The organism is Negativicutes bacterium, assembly GCA_018052945.1.
In the GTDB taxonomy this organism is placed as follows: Bacteria; Bacillota; Negativicutes; order JAGPMH01; family JAGPMH01; genus JAGPMH01.
Genome location: JAGPMH010000072.1, coordinates 1 through 4,553, shown reverse-complemented (window position 1 = coordinate 4,553; position 4,553 = coordinate 1). Strand labels below are relative to the sequence as shown.

At 30.3% G+C, this 4,553-nt stretch carries 4 protein-coding genes and 1 tRNA gene; 3 read left to right on the top strand and 2 right to left on the bottom strand.

The window, feature by feature from the left end:
- The first annotated feature begins 391 nt into the window (after positions 1–391).
- Positions 392–583, top strand: a complete 192-nt coding sequence (locus tag KBI38_08005; protein MBP8629992.1) for a hypothetical protein — start codon at positions 392–394, stop codon at positions 581–583.
- 119 nt (positions 584–702) lie between these two features.
- Here KBI38_08005 and KBI38_08000 read toward each other — a convergent pair.
- Positions 703–789: transfer RNA gene (locus tag KBI38_08000), tRNA-Leu, on the bottom strand.
- Between the two features lie 308 nt (positions 790–1,097).
- Entirely contained in the window at positions 1,098–1,412 is a 315-nt protein-coding gene (locus KBI38_07995; protein MBP8629991.1) for a zinc-ribbon domain containing protein, read from the bottom strand.
- Between the two features lie 186 nt (positions 1,413–1,598).
- Between KBI38_07995 and KBI38_07990 the strand changes: the two genes are divergently transcribed.
- A complete protein-coding gene (locus tag KBI38_07990) occupies positions 1,599–3,341 on the top strand; it encodes a DUF4080 domain-containing protein (GenBank protein ID MBP8629990.1) in 1,743 nt (580 codons plus the stop codon).
- Position 3,342: 1 nt separating this feature from the next.
- The gene (locus KBI38_07985; protein MBP8629989.1) at positions 3,343–4,284 is read left to right on the top strand and encodes a TIGR01212 family radical SAM protein; all 942 of its coding nucleotides are present in this window, start codon (positions 3,343–3,345) and stop codon (positions 4,282–4,284) included.
- Positions 4,285–4,553 lie beyond the last annotated feature (269 nt).

Below are 4,553 nucleotides of genomic sequence, written 5' to 3'. Positions count from 1 at the left end.
AATACGGTGGAAGATAATATAAATTTATTTATGGCTTAAAATTTAAGATGTTTACGATGTGTTTTTTATAATTAGAGTTGTTACTTATTAATAAAAAAACCGGAAGCAGTATAAAAATTAATTTTAATACTGCTTCCGGTCTTTTAATATTAGTAAAGGAAAAGAGAGATGGTTGTTAGAATTTTTATAGTAACAGAAAATAGTTAATATAAAAAATGATATAGTTATATTAAAAGGCAAAGAAGAAAGCGTTTTAAAAATATTAACAGGTATTAATGAATTTTAAATTAAAGTTTTGCGAATTAAATTATCAAAGTTTGTAAAATATTATGTTAACATTATATAAATTATTACTAGTTAGAAAAATAAAAAGTAAAGGATGTGTTGGATTATGAGAAATTCACCTTCTCTCAAACAGTTAAAATGGCCGGAAACCGATGAGGAAATGACGGAATTTGTAATGAGTATAGCTCTTGGTCCGAGATGGAAAGAGTATCATAGCATGTCGAACGAAGAGAAAATGAAGGAATCGGAACAAGCTCTACAGGAAATGAAAAAAACATCGAAGGAATTAGGAATATAAATAGACGAACTCTGATTTTCAGAGTTCGTCTTCAACATCAATAAAATATAGTCGGCTGTCAGAATACACTTGACTAAAAAAATAAGCTTCACGCAAACTGCGTGAAGCCTTGAATTTACTGGTGCCGAAGGCCGGACTCGAACCGGCACGTAGGGAACTACGCTTGATTTTGAGTCAAGTGCGTCTGCCAATTCCGCCACTTCGGCATAATGTTGCTTAACAACAAAAATATTGTACCATATATTAAAATTAATTGTCAAGATAATTTGATTAATAGTTTCTTATTTAAATTTAATACTATAAAGACAAGTGGAGTAGTATGTAATGATAAATAAAAAAAAGAAAAATTTTTGCTTAGTCATAAATAAAGCCTCTTTTAATAATTATTTCAAGAGATTAAAGTAAAACTACTCTTACTTAATATAATAATATAAAATATTGGAAAAAACTAGTCATATCTCAGGAAATAAAAAAACCTCTTAAGATAAAATCTTAAGAGGTTTAATATTAAAAATTAGTAGCTTTTGTTTGCTTGGAAACAATCGCGACAGTAAACTGGTTTACCAGCTGTTGGTTTGAAAGGAACTTGAGTTTCAACACCACATGCACTGCAAGTAGTATCGAACATTTCGCGTTGTTGACGGAAACCGCCAGTGTTGCCACCGCGTCTGTTATTGTTGTTTTGAGCTTTTCTAGCAGCACGACATGCTGGGCAACGGGAAGGTTCGTTTTGGAAACCTTTCTCATCGTAGAAAGCTTGTTCTGAAGATGTGAACGCGAATTCAGCGCCACATTCTTTACATGAAAGATCTTTGTCTTGGTAAGTCATTATGACCAACCTCCTTTAATTATATTAGTTTCCAACAATTGCAGGTAGGTTGGTGATTGTAGCTACGCAAGCTATCCTAAACAATTATTTTCGTTACTATCAAACACTATACAGTGTTATAATATAAAAGTCAAGTAATAAAGATTACTATTATCTTTTACATTATAAGAAATAAGAGGTGTCAATTTGCGAACTTTATTAGTTACTTTAAATGCTAAATATATTCATTCATCACTAGCCTTACGTTATTTGAAATATTATATAAAAGAAAAAGCTGGATTTAATGCTGATATTTTGGAGTTTAGCATAAATAATAATATCCTTGAGATGTTGCAAGATATTTATAGTTATAAACCGGAGATTATCGGTTTTGCCTGTTATATTTGGAATATTGAAATGACTAGACAATTAATTAGTTTAATAAAAAGCGTAATGCCAGAAGTGAAAATTATTTGTGGTGGACCGGAGGTCTCTTATGAACCGGAAAGCTTAATGATGATTGATAAAAATATTGACTATATTATCAGTGGTGAAGGGGAAAAGCCATTTTTATCATTATTAACTAAAATATACAATAATGATAAATTGTCATTAGAACCAGGAATAGTATTTATTGATGATGCAAAAGTTGTTAATGGTGGTATTTATACTTTGGACAATCTTAATGAATTGATTTTTCCTTACAATGAAGAAGAAATTAGCTCAAGTAAGGATAAAATTATTTATTATGAAAGTTCTAGAGGTTGTCCGTTCTCTTGTCAATATTGTTTATCCAGTGCGACGGTGGGAGTAAGATTTTTAAATGTAAGGAGAGTTATTGACGAATTAAAGTTTTTTGTAGGTCAAAAAGTAAAACAAGTTAAGTTTGTTGATAGAACTTTTAATGTTAATAAAAAGCATTTTATGCCTATTTTAAAATTTATTGCAGAACAAGAATGTGAAACTAATTTTCATTTTGAAGTATCAGCAGATTTATTGGATGCAGATGTGTTGGAATTGTTGAAAACTATGCCGAAGCAAAGAGTGCAATTGGAAGTAGGAGTCCAATCAACTAACGAAAAAACACTACAAGCAATAAACAGAACTCATGATTTCAAAAAAATAGAAGAGAATGTTGTAGAACTATTAAAGTTTAACAATATTCATTTACATTTAGACTTGATTATTGGGTTGCCTTACGAAGATGTAAAAACTTTTGCTAAATCTTTTAATGCTGTTTATAATTTAAAACCTCATGCATTGCAGTTAGGTTTTTTGAAAATACTGAAAGGTTCAAAAATATTTTATGATAAAGAACAGCATGAGTATTGCTACATGAGTGTAGCGCCATATCAAGTTCTTAAAAACAAATATCTTACTTATGAAGAAACTTGCCGTCTAATTATATTAGAAGATTTATTTGAAAAGATTTATAATGCCGGTAGATTGAAGAATTTAGAAAGTTATTTAATAAAAAATTACTATAAAAATAGTGCGTTTAATTTTTATAATGAATTAACCGTATATTGGCAAGAACAAAATCTACATCGGATAGCGTTAAGTGTAAAGTCGTTATATGAAAACATTTTCAGTTTCTGCAAAGAGCAATTCCCAGAGAATATTGCTCTTATTAGTGAGTTGTTTAAATTTGATTTATTAAAATATGATAATAAAAACATAAATCTGAAATTCTTAAAATGGAATAATGAAGAATATAATGAAGAAATTATTGCTTTTTGGCGAAATACAGAAAAGGTAATAAAGTATATTCCTGAATATGTTTTTGCAACCTGGCGCGAAATTAAAAACAAATATCATATTGAAGTATTTCGTGATTTAGATAGTGTTGATGGGATAAAAGCTTGCGATACTGAAATGTTAATAGTACTATTTATGCTGGAAGATAATAGTGTCAAGGTGATAACTAGAGAGGATTTTTATGGGAAATAATATTTTATACAATGTTTATTCAGACTACTTGAAGAAAAAATATGGTACCAAGGTATATAAACTACCGGTAGGATTACCAGTGACTTGTCCAAATCGTGATGGGCAGTGTGGAGATGGAGGTTGTACTTTTTGTGGTGAAATTGGTGCTGGTTATGAAAATTTACCGGCAGAGATGACAGTGGCAGAGCAAATAAAAGTTAATATGGCTCATATTGCTCCTAAATATAAAGCGGAGAAGTTTATTGCCTATTTTCAAAACTTCAGTAATACTTACTTAGAAATTGACAAGTTGAAAAGTTATTTAGAAGAAGCATGTCAAAAAGATGTTGTTGCGATAGCCTTAGCGACAAGACCGGATTGTGTTAATGAAGAATACTTGAAAATGTTACAAAAATTCAAAAAAGAAAAAAACATTGACATAATAATTGAACTTGGCTTACAAACTGTTAATTATCACTCTTTGCGAAAAGTTAATAGAGGACATTCTTTAGCAGAGTTTATTGATGCGGTACTACGCATCAAACAATATCAATTAGAAGTTTGTGTTCATCTAATATTAAATTTTCCATGGGATGATTTAAATGATGTGATTGAGAATGCTAAAATATTAAGTTCATTAAAAGTTGATCAGGTTAAGCTACACGCTTTATATATTGTGAAAAATACTAAAATGGCTGAACAATATGTAAATGGAGAGCTGACGCTAATTGATAAAGATGAATATAAGGAAAGAGTAATTACCTTTTTAGAATATTTAGCAAAAGATATTGTTGTGCAACGTTTAATTGGTAGAGCGCCGGAAAGTAATACTTTGTTTAGTAACTGGAAAACTGGATGGTGGAAAATAAGAGACGAGATAACAAAGACGATGCAAGAACGTGGTTGTTATCAGGGGCGGTTATGCGATTATTTAAATGGTAAAGCAGTTCAGCGATTTTTATAATAAAGATAAATTAATGAGTAATTTTATAATTGCTCATTAATTTATTTAAATAGTGTTGACAAGACTGGGGAAGTAGTGTAACATAATAAAAGTCGTCGGTTGGCAATGCTAATGACGACAACAAAAAGAAAAAAGATTTGTGTTGACAACGACCTGGTGGTTGTGTTAATATAAATGAGCTGTCACAAACAGCGGGTGTTCTTTGAAAACTAAACAATGTAGAGAAATTAATGCCAGATGTGCGGGTTCATCGATAGATGAACCAACAA

Excerpts from the sequence above, each read along its gene's own strand:
- KBI38_08005 (MBP8629992.1), top strand. The coding sequence starts at position 392 with ATGAGAAATTCACCTTCTCTCAAACAGTTAAAATGGCCGGAAACCGAT.
- KBI38_07995 (MBP8629991.1), bottom strand. The coding sequence starts at position 1,412 with ATGACTTACCAAGACAAAGATCTTTCATGTAAAGAATGTGGCGCTGAA.